Source organism: Paraburkholderia susongensis, from assembly GCF_900177725.1.
GTDB classification, from domain to species: domain Bacteria; phylum Pseudomonadota; class Gammaproteobacteria; order Burkholderiales; family Burkholderiaceae; genus Paraburkholderia; species Paraburkholderia susongensis.
Genome location: NZ_FXAT01000015.1, coordinates 126,608 through 147,231 on the forward strand (window position 1 = coordinate 126,608; position 20,624 = coordinate 147,231).

At 61.5% G+C, this 20,624-nt stretch carries 26 protein-coding genes; 4 read left to right on the top strand and 22 right to left on the bottom strand.

Features of this window, described 5'->3' with window-relative positions; genetic code table 11:
- Positions 1-72: 72 nt before the first annotated feature.
- Positions 73-393 carry an iron donor protein CyaY gene (gene cyaY, locus B9Z01_RS30110; RefSeq protein ID WP_085489215.1) on the bottom strand — a complete coding sequence of 107 codons (321 nt, stop codon included), beginning with the start codon at positions 391-393 and terminating at the stop codon, positions 73-75.
- A 35-nt stretch (positions 394-428) separates the two neighbouring features.
- On the opposite strand from cyaY, the gene lptM reads away from it, so the two are divergent.
- Both lptM and lysA read left to right on the top strand, forming a co-directional pair.
- Positions 429-779, top strand: coding sequence for an LPS translocon maturation chaperone LptM (lptM, locus tag B9Z01_RS30115; RefSeq protein ID WP_085489216.1), 351 nt, complete (start codon positions 429-431; stop codon positions 777-779).
- Positions 780-788: 9 nt separating this feature from the next.
- Complete coding sequence (gene lysA / locus B9Z01_RS30120; RefSeq protein WP_085489217.1) at positions 789-2,051, top strand: diaminopimelate decarboxylase; 1,263 nt, start codon at positions 789-791, stop codon at positions 2,049-2,051.
- Positions 2,052-2,194: 143 nt separating this feature from the next.
- Here the strand turns inward: lysA and msrQ are convergent, their stop codons facing one another.
- The 5 genes from msrQ to B9Z01_RS30145 all read right to left on the bottom strand — a co-directional run bounded on the left by msrQ (position 2,195) and on the right by B9Z01_RS30145 (position 8,313).
- Positions 2,195-2,905, bottom strand: a complete 711-nt coding sequence (gene msrQ / locus B9Z01_RS30125) for a protein-methionine-sulfoxide reductase heme-binding subunit MsrQ (protein WP_085489218.1) — start codon at positions 2,903-2,905, stop codon at positions 2,195-2,197.
- 10 nt (positions 2,906-2,915) lie between these two features.
- On the bottom strand, positions 2,916-3,911 hold the full coding sequence (gene msrP / locus B9Z01_RS30130) for a protein-methionine-sulfoxide reductase catalytic subunit MsrP (RefSeq protein WP_085489219.1): 996 nt from the start codon (positions 3,909-3,911) through the stop codon (positions 2,916-2,918).
- A 205-nt stretch (positions 3,912-4,116) separates the two neighbouring features.
- Entirely contained in the window at positions 4,117-5,325 is a 1,209-nt protein-coding gene (gene ccsB, locus B9Z01_RS30135; protein ID WP_085489220.1) for a c-type cytochrome biogenesis protein CcsB, read from the bottom strand.
- Positions 5,326-5,329: 4 nt separating this feature from the next.
- The gene (locus tag B9Z01_RS30140; RefSeq protein WP_085489221.1) at positions 5,330-7,543 is read right to left on the bottom strand and encodes a cytochrome c biogenesis protein ResB; all 2,214 of its coding nucleotides are present in this window, start codon (positions 7,541-7,543) and stop codon (positions 5,330-5,332) included.
- A gap of 116 nt (positions 7,544-7,659) precedes the next feature.
- Positions 7,660-8,313 carry a c-type cytochrome gene (locus B9Z01_RS30145; RefSeq protein ID WP_085489222.1) on the bottom strand — a complete coding sequence of 218 codons (654 nt, stop codon included), beginning with the start codon at positions 8,311-8,313 and terminating at the stop codon, positions 7,660-7,662.
- 220 nt (positions 8,314-8,533) lie between these two features.
- On the opposite strand from B9Z01_RS30145, the gene yihA reads away from it, so the two are divergent.
- Both yihA and hemB read left to right on the top strand, forming a co-directional pair.
- Positions 8,534-9,187, top strand: a complete 654-nt coding sequence (yihA, locus tag B9Z01_RS30150; RefSeq protein WP_085489223.1) for a ribosome biogenesis GTP-binding protein YihA/YsxC — start codon at positions 8,534-8,536, stop codon at positions 9,185-9,187.
- Positions 9,188-9,445: 258 nt separating this feature from the next.
- The gene (gene hemB, locus B9Z01_RS30155) at positions 9,446-10,444 is read left to right on the top strand and encodes a porphobilinogen synthase (protein WP_085489224.1); all 999 of its coding nucleotides are present in this window, start codon (positions 9,446-9,448) and stop codon (positions 10,442-10,444) included.
- A gap of 130 nt (positions 10,445-10,574) precedes the next feature.
- Here hemB and dsbD read toward each other — a convergent pair whose 3' ends face one another.
- The 16 genes from dsbD to rpsH all read right to left on the bottom strand — a co-directional run bounded on the left by dsbD (position 10,575) and on the right by rpsH (position 20,621).
- Positions 10,575-12,446: a protein-disulfide reductase DsbD gene (gene dsbD, locus B9Z01_RS30160; protein ID WP_085489225.1), complete on the bottom strand. Its 1,872-nt coding sequence runs from the start codon at positions 12,444-12,446 to the stop codon at positions 10,575-10,577.
- Complete coding sequence (cutA, locus tag B9Z01_RS30165; protein WP_085489226.1) at positions 12,439-12,771, bottom strand: divalent-cation tolerance protein CutA; 333 nt, start codon at positions 12,769-12,771, stop codon at positions 12,439-12,441. Before cutA ends, dsbD begins: the two co-directional genes overlap by 8 nt.
- A gap of 300 nt (positions 12,772-13,071) precedes the next feature.
- Positions 13,072-13,464, bottom strand: coding sequence for a 50S ribosomal protein L17 (rplQ, locus tag B9Z01_RS30170; RefSeq protein WP_013589828.1), 393 nt, complete (start codon positions 13,462-13,464; stop codon positions 13,072-13,074).
- Between the two features lie 174 nt (positions 13,465-13,638).
- Complete coding sequence (locus tag B9Z01_RS30175; RefSeq protein WP_085489227.1) at positions 13,639-14,616, bottom strand: DNA-directed RNA polymerase subunit alpha; 978 nt, start codon at positions 14,614-14,616, stop codon at positions 13,639-13,641.
- 124 nt (positions 14,617-14,740) lie between these two features.
- Positions 14,741-15,364: a 30S ribosomal protein S4 gene (gene rpsD, locus B9Z01_RS30180; protein ID WP_062128339.1), complete on the bottom strand. Its 624-nt coding sequence runs from the start codon at positions 15,362-15,364 to the stop codon at positions 14,741-14,743.
- 146 nt (positions 15,365-15,510) lie between these two features.
- Positions 15,511-15,915 carry a 30S ribosomal protein S11 gene (gene rpsK, locus B9Z01_RS30185; protein ID WP_006052224.1) on the bottom strand — a complete coding sequence of 135 codons (405 nt, stop codon included), beginning with the start codon at positions 15,913-15,915 and terminating at the stop codon, positions 15,511-15,513.
- A gap of 28 nt (positions 15,916-15,943) precedes the next feature.
- A complete protein-coding gene (rpsM, locus tag B9Z01_RS30190) occupies positions 15,944-16,309 on the bottom strand; it encodes a 30S ribosomal protein S13 (protein ID WP_008923332.1) in 366 nt (121 codons plus the stop codon).
- 41 nt (positions 16,310-16,350) lie between these two features.
- Positions 16,351-16,467 (bottom strand): 50S ribosomal protein L36, encoded by a 117-nt coding sequence (rpmJ, locus tag B9Z01_RS30195; protein ID WP_004199844.1) that lies wholly within the window; start codon positions 16,465-16,467, stop codon positions 16,351-16,353.
- Between the two features lie 20 nt (positions 16,468-16,487).
- Complete coding sequence (gene infA / locus B9Z01_RS30200) at positions 16,488-16,706, bottom strand: translation initiation factor IF-1 (protein WP_004521905.1); 219 nt, start codon at positions 16,704-16,706, stop codon at positions 16,488-16,490.
- Positions 16,707-16,714: 8 nt separating this feature from the next.
- On the bottom strand, positions 16,715-18,061 hold the full coding sequence (secY, locus tag B9Z01_RS30205; RefSeq protein ID WP_085489228.1) for a preprotein translocase subunit SecY: 1,347 nt from the start codon (positions 18,059-18,061) through the stop codon (positions 16,715-16,717).
- A gap of 46 nt (positions 18,062-18,107) precedes the next feature.
- Positions 18,108-18,542, bottom strand: coding sequence for a 50S ribosomal protein L15 (gene rplO, locus B9Z01_RS30210; protein WP_018420156.1), 435 nt, complete (start codon positions 18,540-18,542; stop codon positions 18,108-18,110).
- A 29-nt stretch (positions 18,543-18,571) separates the two neighbouring features.
- Positions 18,572-18,754, bottom strand: coding sequence for a 50S ribosomal protein L30 (gene rpmD, locus B9Z01_RS30215; RefSeq protein ID WP_008923335.1), 183 nt, complete (start codon positions 18,752-18,754; stop codon positions 18,572-18,574).
- Between the two features lie 11 nt (positions 18,755-18,765).
- The gene (rpsE, locus tag B9Z01_RS30220) at positions 18,766-19,284 is read right to left on the bottom strand and encodes a 30S ribosomal protein S5 (RefSeq protein ID WP_004197945.1); all 519 of its coding nucleotides are present in this window, start codon (positions 19,282-19,284) and stop codon (positions 18,766-18,768) included.
- Positions 19,285-19,298: 14 nt separating this feature from the next.
- A complete protein-coding gene (rplR, locus tag B9Z01_RS30225) occupies positions 19,299-19,664 on the bottom strand; it encodes a 50S ribosomal protein L18 (protein WP_085489229.1) in 366 nt (121 codons plus the stop codon).
- Between the two features lie 12 nt (positions 19,665-19,676).
- On the bottom strand, positions 19,677-20,207 hold the full coding sequence (gene rplF, locus B9Z01_RS30230; protein ID WP_085489230.1) for a 50S ribosomal protein L6: 531 nt from the start codon (positions 20,205-20,207) through the stop codon (positions 19,677-19,679).
- 18 nt (positions 20,208-20,225) lie between these two features.
- Positions 20,226-20,621: a 30S ribosomal protein S8 gene (gene rpsH, locus B9Z01_RS30235; protein WP_006052216.1), complete on the bottom strand. Its 396-nt coding sequence runs from the start codon at positions 20,619-20,621 to the stop codon at positions 20,226-20,228.
- Positions 20,622-20,624: the final 3 nt, after the last annotated feature.

A 20,624-nucleotide genomic window follows, 5' to 3' on the forward strand; every position in this document is an offset into this window, starting at 1 on the left:
CTCCAGAGCGGCAGCACCATCGTGCCTCGCGCGCAGCGACGCAGCCTCACTGCACAGCCTCACTGCGCGGCCTTACTGCGCAGCAATGCGTACCGGCTCCCCGGCCTGCTCGCTCGCGTACTGCGACAGCGCGGCGAAAAACTCCGCGCCGCTGCGGGTGTCGCGCCATTGCCCGTCGACGAAACGGAAGTGAAAACCGCCCGCCTTCGCCGCGATCCAGATCTCGCTCATCGGCGGCTGGAGGTTGACGATAATCTTCGTACGATTCTCGAATTCGAGCGTCAGGACATTGCCGCTGCGCTCGAATTCGATGTCGGCGCTGGTGTCGTCGAGCGCGCTCTCGATGGCGGCCAGCACGGCTTCCGCACGGGTCAGGTAATCACTATCGGACATGCTAAACTCCATCGATTATTCATTCAGGGACAGTCATGCGAGTCGTATCTCGGATGCGGATGAGCGCGGCAGCGCCCGGCCGCGCGATTGTAACGGCTTTAGCCATTCTCGCAGGTTGCGCGCTCGCCGGTTGCGGCCAGCGCGGCTCGCTCTATCTGCCTACCGTGCCACCGATGCCTGCTCCGCCGGCTCACCGCACGCAAACGCCACCGCCGGATCAAACGCAACCCGCCAGCGGCAGCGCGGCCGACATGGGCTCGATTCCGGATACCTCGGGCACGCCGCTCACGCTCTCGCCTGAAGACCAGCTTGCCACACCGCCCGCTTCGGCGGCTTCCGCTCCTTCGGCGCCGCTGCCTGCTTCTGCTGTCCCTTCCGTTCAATAAGACTTTCGCATGACTCGATCCGCATTTGACTACGTCGACGGCGTATTGCACGCCGAAGGCGTGTCCGCCGTTTCCCTCGCCGAGCAATTCGGCACGCCGCTCTACGTCTATTCGCGCGCCGCGCTCACCGCCGCCTGGAACGCCTACGCGGGCGCCTGCGCCGGACGTCGCGCGAGCGTGCACGTGGCCGTCAAGGCCAACAGCAATCTCGCGGTGCTGAACGTGTTCGCGCGCCTAGGCGCGGGCTTCGACATCGTGTCGGGCGGCGAACTCGCGCGCGTGCTCGCGGCCGGCGGCAAAGCGGAAAACACCGTGTTTTCGGGCGTCGGCAAGCAGGCGAACGAAATGCGCGACGCGCTCGCGGCGGGCGTCAAATGTTTCAACGTCGAGTCGATTCCCGAACTCGATCGCCTCAATGCAGTGGCGGGAGAAATGGGCAGGAAGGCGCCGGTATCGCTGCGCGTGAACCCCGACGTCGACGCGAAAACGCATCCGTACATTTCCACGGGTCTGAAGACGAACAAGTTCGGCGTCGCCTTCGAAGACGCGCGCGCCACGTATCAGGCGGCCGCGGCGATGGCGAATCTCGAGGTGGTCGGCATCGACTGTCATATCGGCTCGCAGATCACTGAAGTCGCGCCTTATCTCGACGCGATCGACAAGGTGCTGGAACTGGTCGAGCAGATCGAGCAGGACGGCATGACGATTCGCCACATCGACGTGGGCGGCGGTCTCGGCATCACCTACGACGACGAAACGCCGCCGGAAATCGGCGAGTTCGTGCGCACGGTGCTCGATCGCATCGAAGCGCGCGGCCACGGCCACCGCGAAGTGTATTTCGAGCCGGGCCGCTCGCTGGTCGGCAACGCGGGAGTGCTGCTCACGCGCGTCGAGTTTCTCAAGCCGGGCGTGGAAAAGAACTTCGCGATCGTCGACGCGGCCATGACCGATCTCGCGCGCCCCGCGATGTACGAGGCGTATCACGCAATCGAGCCGGTCGTGAAGCGCGACGTGCCGGCTCACGTGTACGACGTGGTCGGCCCGGTGTGCGAAAGCGGCGACTGGCTCGGCCGCGAACGCCTGCTCGCGGTCGAGCCGGGCGATCTGCTCGCGATCCGCTCGGCCGGCGCGTACGGCTTCGTGATGAGCTCGAACTACAACACGCGTGCGCGCGCCGCCGAGGTGATGGTAGATGGTACACAGGCGCACGTGGTTCGCGCACGTGAAGAGATCCAGCAGTTGTTTGCAGGTGAAACGGTTTTGCCGGCGTAAACCTCGAGCAATGTCAAACAGCGCGGCAAAGTCCGCGCCGGATTTCGAACTGAGCGCAAACAAAAAGGCGATGCCGCAGTGGCATCGCCTTTTTGCTATTGGGCGCTATCGCTATCGAAACAGCGTGAGCCGAACGCTCACCGTCACCGTCGGCGCGTCTTCATGCTCCGCTCGCGCAGCCACACGACCAGGCGCCAGCCGAGCAACGCGATCATGATCGCGCCGTAAATCTTCGGCAGCAGCAGATCGTGCTTGCCCGCCTTCATCCACCAGAAGTGCAGGATCGCGAGCGCGCCGATCGCATAGATCGCGCGATGCAGCGTTTGCCAGCGGCGCCCGAGCTTGCGCACCATCGCGCGCGGCGACGTGACCGCGAGCGCGATCAGCAGCACGAACGCCGCGAAGCCCACCGTGATGAACGGCCGCTTGCCGATGTCCTTGAAAATCGCCGCAAGATCGAACCACTTGTCGAACCAGAGGTAAGTGGTGAAATGCAGCGTGGCGTAGAAGAACGTGTAGAGCCCGAGCATGCGCCGGAAACGCACGAACGCGGCGACGCCGGTGAGGCGGCGCAACGGCGTCACGGCAAGCGTGATGCAGAGGAACACGAGCGTCCACAGGCCCGTGGAGCGCGTGATGAACTCGATGGGATTCGCGCCGAGCCGGTCGGTCACGCCGAACAGCACGAGGCGCGCGAGCGGGTACAGCGCCGCGATGAACACCGCGACCTTGGCCGGCACGATCCAGCGCGCGCCGCCAGTGCGCCGCTGCGCCGCCGACGATGCACGCGCGGCGGACGCCGCGCGCGGTCTTACAGGTTCGGGCCGGGTGGCGGATTGCGTATCGGAAGTCATCGCCCTCGCCTCAGAAATTCTTCTTCAGGTCCATGCCCTGATAGAGCAACGCGACCTGATCGCCGTAGCCGTTGAACATCAGCGTCTTGCGCTTCGGCGTGAAAAAGCCGTCCTCGCCGATGCGCCGCTCGGTCGCCTGGCTCCAGCGCGGATGATCGACGTTCGGATTCACGTTCGAATAAAAGCCGTATTCGTTCGACGCGTAGGTGTTCCAACTGGTCGGCGGCTGCTTCTCGACGAAGCGGATTTTCACGAGCGATTTCGCACTCTTGAAGCCGTACTTCCACGGCACCACGACGCGCACCGGCGCGCCGTTCTGGTTCGGCAGCACCTGGCCGTAGAGGCCCATCGTCAGCAGCGTCAGTGGATGCATCGCTTCGTCCATCCGCAAGCCTTCGGAATACGGCCAGTCGAGCACGGGCGTCGAGAGCCCCGGCATCTGCGACGGATCGGCGAGCGTGATGAACTGCACGTATTTGGCATTGCCGGTGGGCTCGACGCGTTTGATCAGCTCCGAAAGCGAGACGCCAATCCACGGCACCACAATCGACCAGCCCTCGACGCAGCGATGCCGGTACACGCGCTCCTCGAGCGGCGCGAGCTTCAGCAATTCGTCGATGTCGTACACCTTCGGATTCTTGATCTCGCCCTCGACGCTCACCTTCCACGGACGCGGCCGCAGCGTGCCCGCGTTCTGCGCGGGGTCGGATTTGTCGGTGCCGAACTCGTAGAAATTGTTGTACGTCGTGATGTCCTTGTACGGCGTGATCTTGTCCAGCGCGACGAACTTCGTGTTGGTCCTCGCCGCGAGCTTCTGCGCCTTCGGATCCGGCGACGAGTACGTCGCGAGCGCCTCGCCGCTTACACCGATCAGGCTGCCGAGCGCCATCGCGCCCGCCGCCTGCAGGATGCGCCGCCGGTTCTCGAACACGTGCCGTGGCGTGATTTCGCTGCGCGCGATGTCATCGCCGGTCAGTTGAATTCTGTCGCTTCGCTTGATCCACATCGTGCTGCTCCTTGCCGGCCCGCCGCGCGACGCACGTTGCCGGGCCATATTGATGATCGTCCGTTCGAGGGCGTCTGTCATCCACAGGTACTCACTTAGGTACTCGTTCGGCGAACACCCGGATGCAACAGATATTCCTTCGGCCATAAAAAAACCGCCGGTGCAAAGCACCCGGCGGTTCTTAGTCGGTTCAGCGCGACGGATCTTACAGCTTGCCGTAACTATGCAAGCCCGACAGGAACATGTTCACGCCAAGGAATGCGAAGGTCGTGACCAGCAGGCCGGTCAGCGCCCACCATGCTGCCACTGCGCCGCGCAGCCCCTTCATCAGACGCATGTGCAGCCACGCCGCGTAGTTCAGCCACACGATCAGCGCCCACGTCTCCTTCGGGTCCCAGCTCCAGTAGCCGCCCCATGCTTCGGCGGCCCACAACGCGCCCAGAATCGTCGCGATCGTGAAGAACGCGAAGCCGACCGCGATCGACTTGTACATCAGGTCGTCGAGCACGTCGAGCGCGGGCAGACGGTCCGCCAGCACGCCGCGCTCCTTCGCCAGATACGCGACGCCGACCATCGCCGAGAGCGCGAAGCTGCCATAGCCGATAAAGTTCGCCGGCACGTGAATCTTCATCCACCAGCTTTGCAGCGCCGGCACGAGCGGCTGGATCTGCTGCGCGTCGCGCGCGACCGAGTACCACATCAGGAAGCCGACCGCCGCGCTGATCACGAGCAGCACGAACGCCCCGAGCGCGCGCGTGTTGTAGTGCTGCTCGTAGTACAGGTAGAACAGCGCCGTAATCAGGCTGAACAGCACGAACACTTCATAGAGGTTCGAGATCGGAATATGGCCGACGTCCGCGCCGATCAGATACGACTCGTACCAGCGCACCATCATGCCGACGAAGCCCATCAGCACGGCCGCCCACGTCATTTTCGAGCCGATCGCCGCGCCTGTCGGCGAGCGCGACAGCAGCCCGATCCAGTAGAACACGGTCGCGAACACGAACAGCGCGCTCATCCACAGGATCGCGGACTGGCTCGACAGAAAATACTTGAGGAAGAACTCGTTGTCGGCGCGGCTCAGATCGCCGTGGTAGATCTGGATGGCGAGCAGCGACAGCGCGGCGATTCCCACCATCAGCGGACGCACCGGCTTCCAGCGCCAGCCGAGCACGACGAAGACGGGCACCGCGCACACCAGCACGAGCTTGTCGTAATAGTTCATGAACGGGTGATAGCGCGACAGCGCAAACCCGGCGCCCCCTACCAGGACAAGGGCGAACAGCCAGTCGACGATGCCGAGCCGTTTCAGGAACGGCCGCTCGTCATAGTGCGGGAGTTCGGGCGTGCCGCTCGCGAACGCCTTGTCGGCGCGCGGAACGGACGAGGATGAGGAAACCTGAGTCAAGTCCATGATCTTATCGGGTCGAATCCTGTGAGCTTGCCGACGGCGCGCCGGTCTGAGCGGGCGGGCTGGCGGCGTCGGCTGCTTCGATGAGTTTCGCGCCCAGTGCGGCGCCTACGGCGTCGCGCGTCTGGACGAACTCCTTTTCGAAGTCGAGCGTCTTGCGCGCGCTCGACATCGCCATCACGACGTTCGTGCCGTGGCCCGTATCCTTGAGCCAGAACCACAGGCGCCGTTCGCGAACGTAGAACATCGAAAAGATGCCCAATACGAGAAGCAGGCTGCCAAGATACACGACTTTTTTGCCCGGCGCGCGCGTCAACTGAAATACCGAAGCTTGCACCTGCTTGAATGAGTCAAGCTGCAGATAGACCGGCGATCCATACAGAAAGCTGTCGGACATCGCGTTGAGCGAACTCTGAACGAACCGGCTCGTGTCCGCGTTGGCCGTTGCGGCAGGCTCGCCGAGCTGCTGGCGCGACAGCTGCCACAGGTCCCACGTCACGCCTTCGAGCATGCGCAGCAGCAGGCCCGCGGCCTTTTCCTGCTCACCCTTCGGCACCGAGCGGTCGATAAAACCGGCGATCGCCTGGAAGCCGCCCGGCGTTTCGCCATTCGGCATCTTCATGCTGCTGTCCGCGCCAGCAAACAGGGTCAGCACCCGCAGCGCACTTTCCTCCAGATGCTGCTGCAGTTCGGCGTTCGAGCCCGGCACCGAACGCAGCGCAAACTGATGAGCAGCCGTGGCGCGCATGGCCGGGTCTTCGAGCGTCGCACGCAGGTTCATCCACTCCTTGAGCGTGCCGCCGCTGTCGGCGGGAATGCGCAGGTAGCGGAACGGATCGTCGGGATTCAGGCGCATGCCGGCGAGGAACATCTTTTCGCCGCCGACGTCCACCGGCAGCATGTAGTTGTTGTACTCACGCGCCTGGCCGTCCTTGCCGCGAATCTTGTATTGCACCGACGGGCCGACGTTGTGCAGATCGAGCGGCTTCGAGGTCTTCGCGCCGGAGCCGAGGCGCTCGTCGAACGCCTCTTTCAGCGATTGATGCGCGGCGACACCGCGCGCATCGTTCTGGCCGTTGCCGTTCGAGATGTTTTCGACGTTGATTGCGCGGAAGTCGGTAAATTCGACAGTCTGGCCGTCGGCGAGCGGCGTGGCCGCGCTCAACGGCGCGCTGCCGCCGATCGTGCCGCCGAACGGCGCGGACTTCGCGCTCGGGCCGGACATCGGGTACGCGGTCATCTGCATCTGCGAGCCGCCGTCCTGGAAACTCGACTGATAGATCGACACGCCGTCGTATTCGAACGGCTTGTTGACCTCCACGCGCGCCGGCACGCGCGCGCCGGTCTTGTGATCGATCACGACGATGTCGCTTGCGAACAGCTTCGGCATGCCGGTCGAGTAGTAATCGACGATGAACTTGTTCAGCTCGATCGAAAACGGCAGGTCCTGGATCAGCGAGCCGTCGGGCTGGTTCAGGATCGCCGTCGACACGTGCTGCCCTTCGGGCACCCACGCGTAGCCGCGGAACGTCGGGTTCGATTGCGACAGGCGGTGCTCGGGCGGAATGTCGTTGATGACCGTGTTCGAGCGGATCGGCGACTTGTCGAAGAGCCACATCTGCAGCTTGATCGGCAGATTGCTGTCGAGCAGACCACCGAGGCAGATCACCACGATCGCGATGTGCGCGGAGATGTAGCCGAATTTCGTCATCGCGCCGCGCTTCGCGGCGATCAGCGTCGCGCCTTCCGACTCGCGCGTGACGAACTTGTAGCCGAGCTTCGCCGAGAGCTTGCCGAGCACCGCCGCGCTCTGCGCGCGCGTGCCGCGCACGGCGAACTCGCCCTTGTGATGGAACGCACGCAGACTGCCTTCGCGGACCTTGTCCTTCCAGCTCTTCACGTCGGCGACCATCTTCGGTGCATTGCGGATCACGCACAGCGACACCGACACCATCAGGAAGCCGAGAATCAGCATGAACCACCACGAGCTGTACACCGTGTAGAGGCTCAGCGCGCGGAAGATGTCCGCCCAGAACGGGCCGAACTGGTTGACGTAGTTGGGATACGGATCGTCCTGCGTGAGGACGGTGCCGATGATGCTGGCGATCGACAGAATCACGAGCAGCGCAATGGCGAAGCGCATCGAGCTCAGGAGCTCGATGATGCTGCGCAAGACGCGATTGCTCGACTTCGACTGCAAATCCGACGTGGTGACGCTCATTCAAACTCCGACTGAACAGCAAAAAAGGGTGAAGGGCTGTCGTGGCCACGACGCCCTCACCCTTTTCTTGTTTTTCACCGGCCTCGCCGGGCCGGTGGCATTCCGTGTACGAACTCTTAACGCAAGCCCGCGATGTAATCGGCTACTGCCTTGATCTCGTTGTCCGACAGCCGCGATGCTATCGTATGCATCGCTTCGTTGTTATTACGCGCGCCGGGACCTTGTGCGAACGCATTCAACTGCGCCACCGAGTACTCGGCCCACTGTCCCGACAAATGCGGGAACTGCGACGGGATGCCTTGCCCTGTGGGCCCGTGACAGCTCGCGCAGGCCGGCACGCCTCGATCGGCGACACCGCCGCGGTAAATCTGCTGCCCAAGCGCGACGGTGCTCTTGTTGTGCGCATAGCCCGGCTTCGGCGTCTGCGCCGCGAAATAAGCCGCGACGTTGATCATGTCCTGATCGGAGAGCGCGGCAGCCATGCCCGCCATGATCGCATTGTTGCGCGCAGGTTGTTTGGCGCCTGCCTGCGTCTTGAAATCCCTAAGTTGCTTGACGAGATACTCAGGATGCTGGCCAGCCAGCTTCGGGTACGCACCGCCGGCGCTGTTGCCGTCTGCTCCGTGGCACGACGCGCAGACCTGCATTGCGATTGCCTGCCCCCGATTGATGTCCGGCTTTGCCGGTTCTGCTGCTCGTGCCTGAATTGCCAAACCTGAAAGACCTGCCGCTACGTGAAGCACCATCAGAGTCTTGCACAGTCGATTCATTCGCACACCCTGTCTCGTCTTGTGGGATTTTAGAGGTTTTGCAAAATACGACGACGGCGACCGAGTGACCGCCGGGAGCCCCCAAGGCACGTGGGGCGGCCCCCTCAGGTTTTCAGTAAACCATCGTATTGTACAATAACTCGCTAATCGCTTAGACGCCAGTCGGGCTTGACCCGTCCCCGCTCCGGGTTCCCCGGCGTCTTGAATTCCGGCCTGATCTATGCCCTTCCTGCTCCACGAATCCCGCTTCTTCACCACCGTCAATCACCTGCGCGACCTGCCGGCGACCGCGCAACCTGAGATCGCCTTTGCGGGGCGCTCGAACGCGGGTAAGTCGACCGCGATCAATATCCTGTGCAATCAGAAGCGGCTCGCCTTCGCGAGTAAGACGCCTGGCCGCACGCAGCACATCAACTATTTTTCGGTCGGCAAGGCGGACGATCCGGCAGCGTATCTGGTCGACCTGCCGGGTTACGGTTATGCGGAAGTGCCGGGCGCGGCGAAGGCTCACTGGGAAGCGCTGCTGTCCACGTATCTGCAATCGCGCTCGCAACTGCGCGGCATGATTCTGATGATGGACTCGCGCCGCCCGCTGACGGAGCTGGACCGGCGCATGATCGAGTGGTTCGCGCCGACCGGCAAGCCGATCCACACGCTGCTGACCAAATGCGACAAATTGACGCGCCAGGAAAGCACGAACGCGTTGCGTACCACGCAGAAAGGGCTGGCCGAATATCGCGCCGCCGGCTATCGGGGCGAACTGACCGCACAACTGTTCTCGGCGCTCAAGCGCATTGGGCTCGACGAGGCGCACGAGCTGATCGAAAGCTGGCTGATTCCCGGCACGGCGGGCGAAACGCAGGCCGCCGAATGAGCGCCGACTGGCGCTGGAAAAAGTCGAACGCGCACGAAACCACGCTTTCCGGCCGCCCATAAAAAAACCCGCCGCTTGAACGGCGGGTCAAACAGCCTAATCGAAAAAACGACAGGCACCCGCTCAGGGAGGAGAAGCGGGGAGGTCAGCGCAAGGCGCCTTGCTCGATCGGTATGATATACCATTGTCTCGAAAAGTTTCCGGGAGCGGAGGCAGGCGCTACTTGTCCACTCCCCCATCCACGATCTTCGATTCGATATGAGCTTCTACCCGCACCACCGTCCGCGCCGCATGCGCCGTGACGACTTCTCGCGTCGCATGATGCGCGAAAACATCCTCACCACCAACGATCTGATCTACCCCGTGTTCATCGTCGAAGGCACCGACGTGCGCCAGGCCGTGCCGTCGATGCCGGGTGTCGAGCGCGTGTCGGTCGATCTGCTGATGGGCGTCGCCGAGCAATGCGTCGAGCTGGGTGTGCCGGTTTTGTCGCTGTTTCCCGCGATCGAGCCTTCGCTGAAAACGCCCGATGGCCGTGAGGCGACCAACCCGGCCGGCCTGATTCCGCGCGCGGTGCGCGAGCTGAAAAAGCATTTCCCCGATCTCGGCGTGCTCACCGACGTCGCTCTCGATCCGTACACGAGCCACGGCCAGGATGGTGTGCTCGACGAAGCCGGTTACGTAATCAACGACGAAACCGTCGAGATCCTCGTCGAACAGGCGCGCACGCAAGCCGAGGCCGGTGTCGACATCGTTGCGCCTTCGGACATGATGGACGGCCGTATCGGCGCGATCCGCGAAATGCTCGAGAGCGAGGATCATATCCACACGCGCATCATGGCTTACGCGGCGAAGTACGCTTCGGCGTTCTATGGTCCGTTCCGCGACGCTGTCGGTTCCGCCACGAACCTCGGCAAGAGCAACAAGATGACGTACCAGATGGATCCGGCCAACTCGAATGAGGCGCTGCGGGAAGTGCAGGCGGACATCAACGAAGGCGCGGACATGGTGATGGTCAAGCCAGGCATGCCGTATCTGGACATCGTGCGTCGCGTGAAGGACGAGTTCCAGTTCCCGACCTACGTGTATCAGGTGAGCGGCGAATACGCGATGCTGAAGGCCGCCGCGCAGAACGGCTGGCTCGATCACGACAAGGCCATGATGGAATCGCTGCTCGCGTTCAAGCGGGCTGGCGCGGACGGCGTGCTGACGTATTTCGCGTTGGACGCAGCGCGGATCCTTCGTTCGCAGAAGTAAGAAGCGGGTGCGCTGTCTGGCGCACCTGTCGATGTAAAGAGAAACGGAGGCGGACCTTGGGTCGCGCCTCCGTTTTTTTATGCTCGCTTCCGGCAATGCGCTGCCGGGTGGAGAACCTCAGCGCATTCGGCTACACGCCCGGCGGACTCACGCGATCCAGCGTGCGCAGGAATTTATCCGCAGACTCGTAACCGACGACCCGCAACACTTCCTTGCCGCCCTGATCGAAGAAAATGATGCCCGGCGGCCCGAACAGGTTGAAGCGCTTGAGCAGCGCCTGATCGTCGGTATTGTTCGCGGTGACGTCTGCGCGCAGCAGATTCATCTGCTTCAGTTTCGCGTGCACGCGCGGGTCGGTAAAAGTAAATTTCTCCATTTCCTTGCAGCTCACGCACCAGTCTGCGTAAAAATCGAGCATGGCGGGCTGCGCGGCCGTTTTGACCGCCTGGTCGAGTTGATCCGATGAACGCACCGGCGCGAACGTCAGATCGCTCTGCGGCGCGTTGCCGGCCGCATTGGAGGCACCGGCGGTCGTCGCCTCGCCGCCGCGCGCCGCCAGGACCGCGAGAGGCCGTAGCGGATCCGACGATCCCGCCGCGAGACCGACCAGCAAAGCCGCGGCCCAGACCGCCATCACCACGCCGACCGCCCGGCCGAGCCGGCGCCATACCGAACCACCTGCGATCGGCGCCGAAAAAAGGCCGAGCGAGACCGCAGCGATCAGCAGCCAGAGCGCGCTCAACAGCATGGTCGCGGCCGCGCCGAGCACCGGCCAGACGATCCATAGCGCGGCGGCAAGCAGCACGACTCCGAAGAACGCCTTCACGTTGTCCATCCAGACGCCCGCGCGCGGCAGGAAGGTACCCGCGCCGAGGCCGATGATCAGGAGCGGCACGCCGAGCCCAATCCCCATCGAGAACAGCGCCGCGCCGCCAAGCACGGCGTTGCCGGTATGCGCGATGAACGCGAGCACCGCAAAGAGCGGCGCGGTCATGCAGGCCCCGACCACCAGCGCGGAAAGCGCGCCCATCACGGCGACTGCGGTCAATTTGCCACCGGAGCGCCCCGCCGAGGCGCGCGACACCCCATCGCGCCAGCGCGCGGGCAACTCGATGTCGAAACCCGCGAGCAGCATCAGCGAGAAGATCGTCAGTAGTACGCCGAAGAAGCCGAGGACCCACGGGTTTTGCAGCCATGCGCCAAGACTTTGCCCGACGAGCGCCGCCGCGACGCCGAGCGCCGTGTACACGAGCGCCATGCCGATCACATACGCGAGCGACAGCGCGAAACCGCGCGCACGCGTCACTCGCGCCCCCTCGCCGATGATGATTGCCGACAGGATCGGGATCATCGGATACGAACACGGCAGCAGGCTCAGAATCGCACCGGCAACGAAATAAAGTCCGACGATTGCGAAGAAGCCGCCGCGCTGCAGCAACGACTGAGCGTAGTCGGCGCTGGTTGCGCGTTCGTACCAGGGCTCGTCGTCCGCTGAGGATTGTTGCGCGGCCGCGGAAGGCGCCGTGTTGCCGGCCGGCTGCAATGCCGCGCCGCTCACGTGATACACACGCTCCATCGGCGGATAACAAATACCGGCGTCGGCACAGCCCTGCGACGTTACCGCCAGATCGAATGGACCCGCAGCCTGCTTGACGGGGATGCGGATCGTCAGCTCGTTGCGATACGTTTCGACATTCTTGTTGAACGTCTGATCGAACTTGACGTGCCCAGCCGGCAATTGCGGTTCGCCGATCGTGGCTGTGCCGTTACGGGTCGCGAACGCGAAGCGCTCGCGATACATGTAGTAGCCATCCGCGATCTTGTACGTTACCTCGACTTCGCCGGGTTTCTCAGTCGCGCTGAATTTGAACGCGACGGCGGGGTCGAGGAAGTCGTCCGCGGCGCGGGCAAGCGTGCCGAATTGCGCGAGGATAACGCAACCGAACAGGAAAAATAGGGTACGCAGCACATGGCTCGCGCGCCGGTCGAGACCGTTAAACATGGAGGGAACGTTGGGTTTCTGCAGTGATCCACTGGCCGTACGCAGCGGACGCCGTGGCTTGCCAGGAGAGGATTTCCGGCGTGTCGTAGGGATGGTGAGCCTGAATGTATTGCTCGAGCTCGAGCGCGCGGACCGTGCTGGTTTTGAACAGTAGCTGGATTTCCTGTGCGGTTTCGACGGCGCCCTGCCAGTGATAGCTCGACTGCACGCTGCCTAGCTGCGTCACGCAGGCGCATAACCGTGCGGCCAGCGCATTGGCGGCGAGCGTCTGAGCGACGGCCGCATCCGGCACCGTCGTCAGAATCAAGGTCACATTCACACTCACAAAAAGCTCCGGCGACGCACGATTCAGAGCCAATATCGTATCACCTGGCTCTGTCGTTCCGCAGACCGCTACGCAGCACGCCCGCGGCATTTGGCCGCCGGTGATGCCGGTGCGATGCCACTGATGCGCTGGTCGCCGCATTCGCGACGAGGGTGAGCAGATCATCAACCGGCATGGCGATGAAAGTAACATCGCCAGAGCCGGTTTATAACATTTGCACCACCAATAAAAATGCCGTTCAGTTGCTTAACTGAACGGCATTACGGCTATACGCCGGGCCCTTCCCGAAGCTAAAAAAGCTTACTCAGCTTCTTGCACTTCAACTTCTTCAACTTCCGGGCGGTCGAGCAGTTCAACCAGTGCCATCGGTGCGTTGTCGCCGACGCGGAAGCCGAACTTCAGGACGCGCAGATAGCCGCCCGGACGGTTTGCGTAGCGCGGGCCAAGCACGTCGAACAGCTTCGTGACCGAGTCACGATCACGCAGGCGGTTGAACGCCAGACGACGGTTTGCGAGCGACGGCTTCTTGCCGAGCGTGATCAGCGGCTCGACGACTTTACGGAGTTCCTTCGCCTTCGGCAGCGTGGTCTTGATGACTTCGTGCTCGATCAGCGAGTTGGACATGTTACGGAGCATTGCCAGACGGTGGCTGCTCGTGCGGTTCAGTTTCCGCAGACCATGACGGTGACGCATGTTAATTCCTTCAGTTCAAAGTTTTGGTCCAGCTCTTCTATCGCGCTCCCCCTAAAGCAGGGTAGCGAGCGCACGGGCCGGTAGTAAAAAAGACAAGACGCGGATTTTAAAGGAAAATCCGCGTCCTTGCCAGTACGCAGTACGACGCCGGATTGCTGCCCCGGACGACTCGACTTACTTGTCCAAGCCTGCCGGCGGCCAGTTTTCGAGCTTCATGCCGAGCGTCAAACCACGCGACGCCAGAACTTCCTTGATTTCGTTCAACGACTTGCGACCGAGATTCGGCGTCTTGAGCAGTTCGTTTTCCGTACGCTGGATCAGGTCGCCGATGTAATAGATGTTCTCGGCCTTCAGGCAGTTTGCGGAACGAACCGTCAGTTCGAGATCGTCGACCGGACGCAGCAGGATCGGATCGATCTGCGGTGCGCGCGACGGTGCTTCTGCCGCTGCTTCCGTACCTTCCAGAGCCGCGAACACCGACAGCTGATCGACCAGAATGCGCGCCGATTGACGGATCGCTTCTTCCGGCGAAATCACACCGTTGGTTTCGATGTTCATCACGAGCTTATCGAGGTCGGTACGCTGCTCGACGCGAGCGCTCTCGACTGCGTAGCTCACGCGGCGAACCGGCGAGAACGACGCGTCCAGCACGATACGGCCGATGATCTTGGCCGAATCCTCGCCATAACGACGCACATTGCCCGGCACGTAGCCACGACCCTTTTCGACCTTGATCTGCACGTCGAGCTTGCCGCCCTTCGACAGATGCGCAATCACATGATCAGGGTTGATGACTTCACAATCGTGTGCGAGTTCGATATCGCCGGCGGTGACCAGGCCTTCGCCGTCCTTGCGCAGCGTAACCGTCACTTCGTCACGGTTATGCAGCTTGAAAACGACGCCTTTCAGGTTCAACAACAGGTTGACCACATCCTCTTGCACACCGTCGAGCGTCGAATACTCATGCACGACGCCTGCGATCGTCACTTCGGTCGGCGCATAGCCCACCATCGACGACAACAGCACGCGCCGAAGCGCGTTACCCAAGGTGTGGCCGTAACCGCGTTCAAACGGTTCCATGACCACTTTCGCGTGGCTCTCGCCAAGCGATTCAACTGCAATGATCTTGGGCTTCAACAAACTGGTTTGCATAGGTTTTCCTTTTCAATACCCTCGGCTCGTTACACCGATAAGGCTGACCGGTAACAACCTGAAAATAAACAGCCGAGACGCCCCCTTGCGCAATGCAATCGGGGTGCCCCGGCCGTCAATCCGATTACCGCGAATACAATTCGACGATCAGGCTTTCGTTGATATCGCCAGCGATGTCGCTGCGTTCCGGCTTCTGCTTGAAGGTACCTTCGAACTTCTTCGCATCGACGGCGACCCAGCTCGGCATGCCGCCTTGCTCGGCGAGCGACAGCGCTTCGACGATGCGCGCCTGCTTGCGCTTCTGTTCGCGCACGGCGACGACGTCGCCAGCCTTCACTTGCATCGACGGGATGTTCGTCACGACGCCGTTCACCGTGATCGCCTTGTGGCCCACGAGCTGACGCGCTTCAGCGCGCGTCGAGCCGAAGCCCATGCGATACACGACGTTGTCCAGACGCGATTCGAGCAGTTGCAGCAGGTTTTCACCCGTGTTGCCCTTCAGGCGGTCTGCTTCAGCGAAGTAGCGACGGAACTGGCGCTCGAGCACACCATAAATGCGCTTCACTTTTTGCTTTTCGCGCAGCTGCGTGCCATAGTCGGACGTACGTGCGCCCGAGGTGCGGCCGTGCTGGCCGGGCTTGCTGTCAAGCTTGCACTTGTCAGCGAGCGAACGACGGGCGCTCTTCAGGAAGAGGTCAGTGCCTTCACGGCGGGACAGCTTGGCCTTAGGGCCGATATAACGTGCCACGTTAATTCCTTCTGTGATTAATCACGCGAGTGCTTCCACTCGCGCTAGTCCGATCCCTTTGGGTCGAACGGTGGGCTTAGTCAATTCAATAACGCGCGCAGCCTGCCGCCGCACGAAGCGGCAACAGGCGCTAGCAAATCCGCGTCTTAGATACGACGACGCTTCGGCGGACGGCAGCCGTTGTGCGGGACCGGCGTCACGTCGGAGATCGCGGTGATCTTGATACCAAGACCATGCAGCGCGCGCACCGCCGATTCACGGCCAGGACCGGGGCCCTTGATCCGCACTTCGAGGTTCTTTACGCCGTACTCCATCGCCACGCGGCCAGCCGATTCAGCTGCAACCTGGGCTGCAAACGGGGTCGACTTACGCGAACCCTTGAAGCCCTGACCACCCGACGTTGCCCAAGCAAGTGCATTGCCTTGACGATCGGTGATCGTGATGATGGTGTTGTTGAACGACGCGTGAACGTGAACCACGCCCTCGGCGACGTTCTTCTTGACCTTCTTGCGAACGCGTTGCGCCGCGGAGTTGTTCGAAGCCTTAGCCATTACGTTTTCCTGTAACTGTCAGTTCCGCTTACTTCTTCAGCGACTGCGCTGCACGACGCGGACCCTTGCGCGTACGGGCATTCGTACGCGTACGCTGGCCGCGCAGGGGCAGACCCTTACGATGCCGCACGCCACGATAGCAGCCGAGATCCATCAGGCGCTTGATGTTCATCGTCGTTTCACGACGCAGATCACCTTCGACGATGAACTTGCCGACTTCTTCACGCAGCTTTTCGAGGTCTGCGTCGGTCAGGTCTTTGACCTTCTTCGAAAATGCCACACCAGCAGCGACGCAAATGTCGCGCGAGCGCGTGCGGCCGATACCGTAAATTGCCGTCAGGCCGATTTCGGTATGCTGGTGATTCGGGATGTTAACCCCTGCGATACGAGCCATTGTTTTTCCTCAAACAAAAAGCGCAAGCAAAAGCGCGGCGTTCAGCCTTGACGCTGTTTGTGGCGCGGATCAGAGCTGCAAATCACGCGCACAACGCCTTTGCGCTTGATGATCTTGCAATTGCGGCAAATGCGCTTAACCGATGCCATCACTTTCATGATATTACCCTTTTTTCAAATCACTTCGCCCGGAACACGATCCGCGCACGCGACAGATCGTAAGGCGTCAATTCAACCGTCACCTTGTCGCCCGGCAGAATTCGGATGTAATGCATCCGCATCTTGCCGGATATGTGTCCCAACACGACATGGCCGTTTTCCAGCTTCACCCTGAAGGTAGCATTAGGCAGGTTCTCGATTACTTCACCCTGCATCTGGATAACATCGTCTTTGGCCATAAGTCCTTTCAACGCATCGGGACGCCGCCGCCTTTGAAGTTAGCTTTCTTCAGCAGCGATTCATACTGTTGCGACATAACGTACGACTGCACCTGCGCCATGAAATCCATTGTGACGACGACAATGATCAGCAGCGACGTTCCACCAAAATAAAACGGCACGTTCCAGCGCAGCACCAGAAATTCGGGCAGCAGGCAAACGAACACGATGTAGATCGCACCGGCCAGCGTCAGACGCGTGAGGATGCGGTCGATATATCGGGCCGTTTGATCGCCCGGACGGATGCCCGGGACGAAAGCGCCACTCTTTTTCAGGTTGTCGGCCGTTTCCCTGCTGTTGAACACCAGTGCGGTGTAGAAGAAGCAGAAGAAAACGATCGCCAACGCGTACAGCAACACGTACACGGGTTGACCGGGCTTCAGAGCTTCGGCCACGTTGTGCAGCGTGTCTGCGAACCAGCCGGTACGCGAACCCGAACTGAACCAGTTCAGGATGGTTGCCGGGAAGAGAATGATCGACGATGCGAAGATCGGCGGAATCACGCCCGACATGTTCAGCTTCAGCGGCAAATGCGAAGACTGGCCGCCGTAAATCTTGTTGCCCACCTGCCGCTTCGCGTAGTTCACCAGAATCTTGCGCTGGCCGCGTTCGATGAACACCACCAGATACGTCACAGCACCAATCAGCGCGACGACGATAATCGCCGAGATGATGCTCATCGAGCCGGTTCGCACCAGTTCAAAGAGACCACCGATTGCGTTCGGGAAACCCGCCGCAATACCGCCGAAAATGATGATCGAGATACCGTTGCCAAGCCCGCGCTCCGTGATCTGCTCACCCAGCCACATCAGGAACATCGTGCCAGTCACTAGCGTCACGACCGTCGTCAAGCGGAACACCATCCCCGGATCGATCACGAGGCCCGGCTGATTTTCCAGTGCGACAGCGATACCGAACGCCTGGAACGTCGCCAGCACAACCGTGAAGACCCGCGTGTACTGCGTAATCTTCCGCTGACCTGCCTGCCCTTCCTTTTTCAGCGCTTCGAGTTGCGGCGAGACAATCGCCAGCAACTGCATGATGATCGACGCCGAAATGTACGGCATGATCCCCAGCGCAAAAATCGTGAACCGCGAAAGTGCGCCACCCGAGAACATGTTGAACATGCCAAGGATGCCGCCCGACTGGCTCTGGAACAACTTCGCCAGCTGGTCCGGGTCGATACCCGGCACCGGAATATGCGCGCCGATACGATAGACGATCAGCGCCAGCAGCAGGAACACTGCCCGCCGACGCAGATCGCCAAACTTCGCCGCGCCGCGACCGGGTTTTGCGAGACTCGGGCTGTTAGCCAAGTACCTTCTCCGATGCAAATGCTAGTGACGGCAAATAATCTGCACGTTACTCGGCGAAAGAACCACCGGCTGCTTCAATAGCAGCACGCGCGCTCTTCGTCGCACCCAGACCCTTCACAACGACCTTGCGCTTGAGCTCGCCCGTCGCGATGATCTTGGCGCTCCTGATGAGCTCGCCGACCAGACCGGCTTGCTTCAGAGCCAGCAGATCGATTTCGTCGACCGGCAGCTTTTCCAGATCCGACAGACGCACTTCACCGACGAATTCCTTCGTCAGCGAGGTGAAGCCACGCTTCGGCAGGCGACGTTGCAGCGGCATCTGACCGCCTTCGAAGCCAACCTTGTGAAAGCCGCCCGAACGCGACTTCTGACCCTTGTGACCACGGCCAGCGGTCTTGCCGAGGCCGGAGCCGATGCCGCGACCAACGCGACGCTTTGCGTGCTTCGCGCCTTCAGCCGGCTTCAGGTTATTCAATTCCATTATCAACTCCTTGAGTCCTGGTCAGCCGCTTAGCTGATGACCTTAACGAGGTACGAAACCTTGTTGATCATGCCGCGCACAGCCGGCGTATCCTGCAACTCGCTAACCGAGTTGAGTCGGCGCAGGCCCAAGCCACGCACCGTTGCACGGTGCGATTCACGGGTGCCGATCAGGCTCTTGACGAGCTGGACCTTGACAGTTTTATCAGACATGGTGTCCACCTTTAGCCCAGAATTTCTTCGACGGACTTGCCACGCTTCGCAGCGATGTCGGCCGGCGTGGACTGCTTGCGCAGGCCGTCGAGCGTTGCACGAACGAGGTTGTACGGGTTCGTCGAACCGTGGCTCTTGGCCACGACGTTCTGCACGCCCATCACGTCGAACACTGCACGCATCGGACCGCCAGCGATCACGCCGGTACCGTCCTTCGCCGGAGCGAGGAGAACCGTCGACGCGCCGTGCTTGCCGTGCACTTCGTGTTGCAGGGTACCGTTCTTCAGCGGCACCTTGAACATGTTGCGGCGAGCCTGTTCCATCGCCTTCTGGACAGCAACCGGCACTTCCTTCGCCTTGCCCTTGCCCATACCGACGCGGCCATCACCGTCGCCAACCACGGTCAGTGCAGCGAAGCCGAGAATACGGCCACCCTTCACGACCTTGGTCACGCGGTTGACCGAGATCATCTTTTCACGAAGGCCGTCGTCGCGTTCGTCAGCCTGAACTTTAGCTTGCATCTTTGCCATGACGAATTCTTCCCTTAGAACTTGAGTCCGGCTTCGCGCGCCGCATCAGCCAGCGCTTTCACGCGGCCGTGGTAACGGAAACCCGAACGGTCGAAGGCGACGGATTCGATGCCGGCAGCCTTAGCCTTTTCTGCAATGCGCTTACCGATCAGGGTCGCAGCAGCAACGTTGCCACCCTTGCCCGACTGATCGGCCAGTTGCGCACGCACTTCGGCTTCGAGCGTCGACGCGCTGGCGAGCACCTTGGTGCCGCACGCCGAGAACACTTGCGCGTAGATGTGCGTGTTCGTGCGATGCACGGCGAGACGCGCGACCTGCAGTTCAGCGATCTTGATACGCGTCTGACGAGCGCGGCGCAGGCGAGATTGAGTCTTATCCATGATTGCGCACCCTTACTTCTTCTTCGTTTCTTTGAGGATCACAACCTCATCGGCGTAGCGCACGCCCTTGCCCTTGTAGGGCTCGGGCGGACGGTAGCCGCGCACTTCTGCAGCGACCTGGCCGACTTGTTGCTTGTTGATCCCCTTGATCACGATTTCGGTTTGCGACGGGGTTTCAGCCTTGACGCCTTGCGGCATCTGGTGCACCACCGGGTGCGAGAAACCCAGCGACAGGTTCAGCTTGTCGCCTTGCGCTTGTGCGCGGTAACCAACGCCAACCAGCGTCAGCTTGCGCTCGAAACCCTTCGTCACGCCGTGCACCATGTTCGCAACCAGTGCGCGCATCGTGCCCGACATCGCATTCGCTTCGCGGCTTTCGTCGATCGGCTCGAATTTCAGCGTGCCGTTGTCGTTCACCACCTTCACGAGGCTGTTTGCAGCCTGCGAAATCGTACCCAGCGGACCCTTGACAGTAATGCTATCGTCGCTCAGGGCCACCTCCGCGCCTTGCAGCACGATCGGGCTCTTACCTACTCGAGACATGTTTCTCTCCTTTCGGCCTTAAGCGACGTAGCAGATGACTTCGCCGCCAACGCCCGTTGCACGTGCCTTGCGGTCCGTCATCACGCCCTTCGGCGTCGACACGATTGCCACACCAAGGCCGTTCATGACCACGGGGATGTCGTTACGACCGCGGTACACACGCAGACCCGGCTTCGAAACGCGTTCAATGCGCTCGATGACCGGACGGCCAGCGTAGTACTTCAACACGATGTTCAATTCCGACTTCGCACCTTCGGACTTCACTGCGAAATCATCGATATAACCTTCGTCCTTCAGGACCTGCGCAATCGCAACCTTGACTTTCGACGAGGGCATAGTCACCGAAACTTTCTCGACCATCTGCGCATTGCGGATGCGAGTCAGCATATCGGCGATAGGATCACTCATGCTCATTTA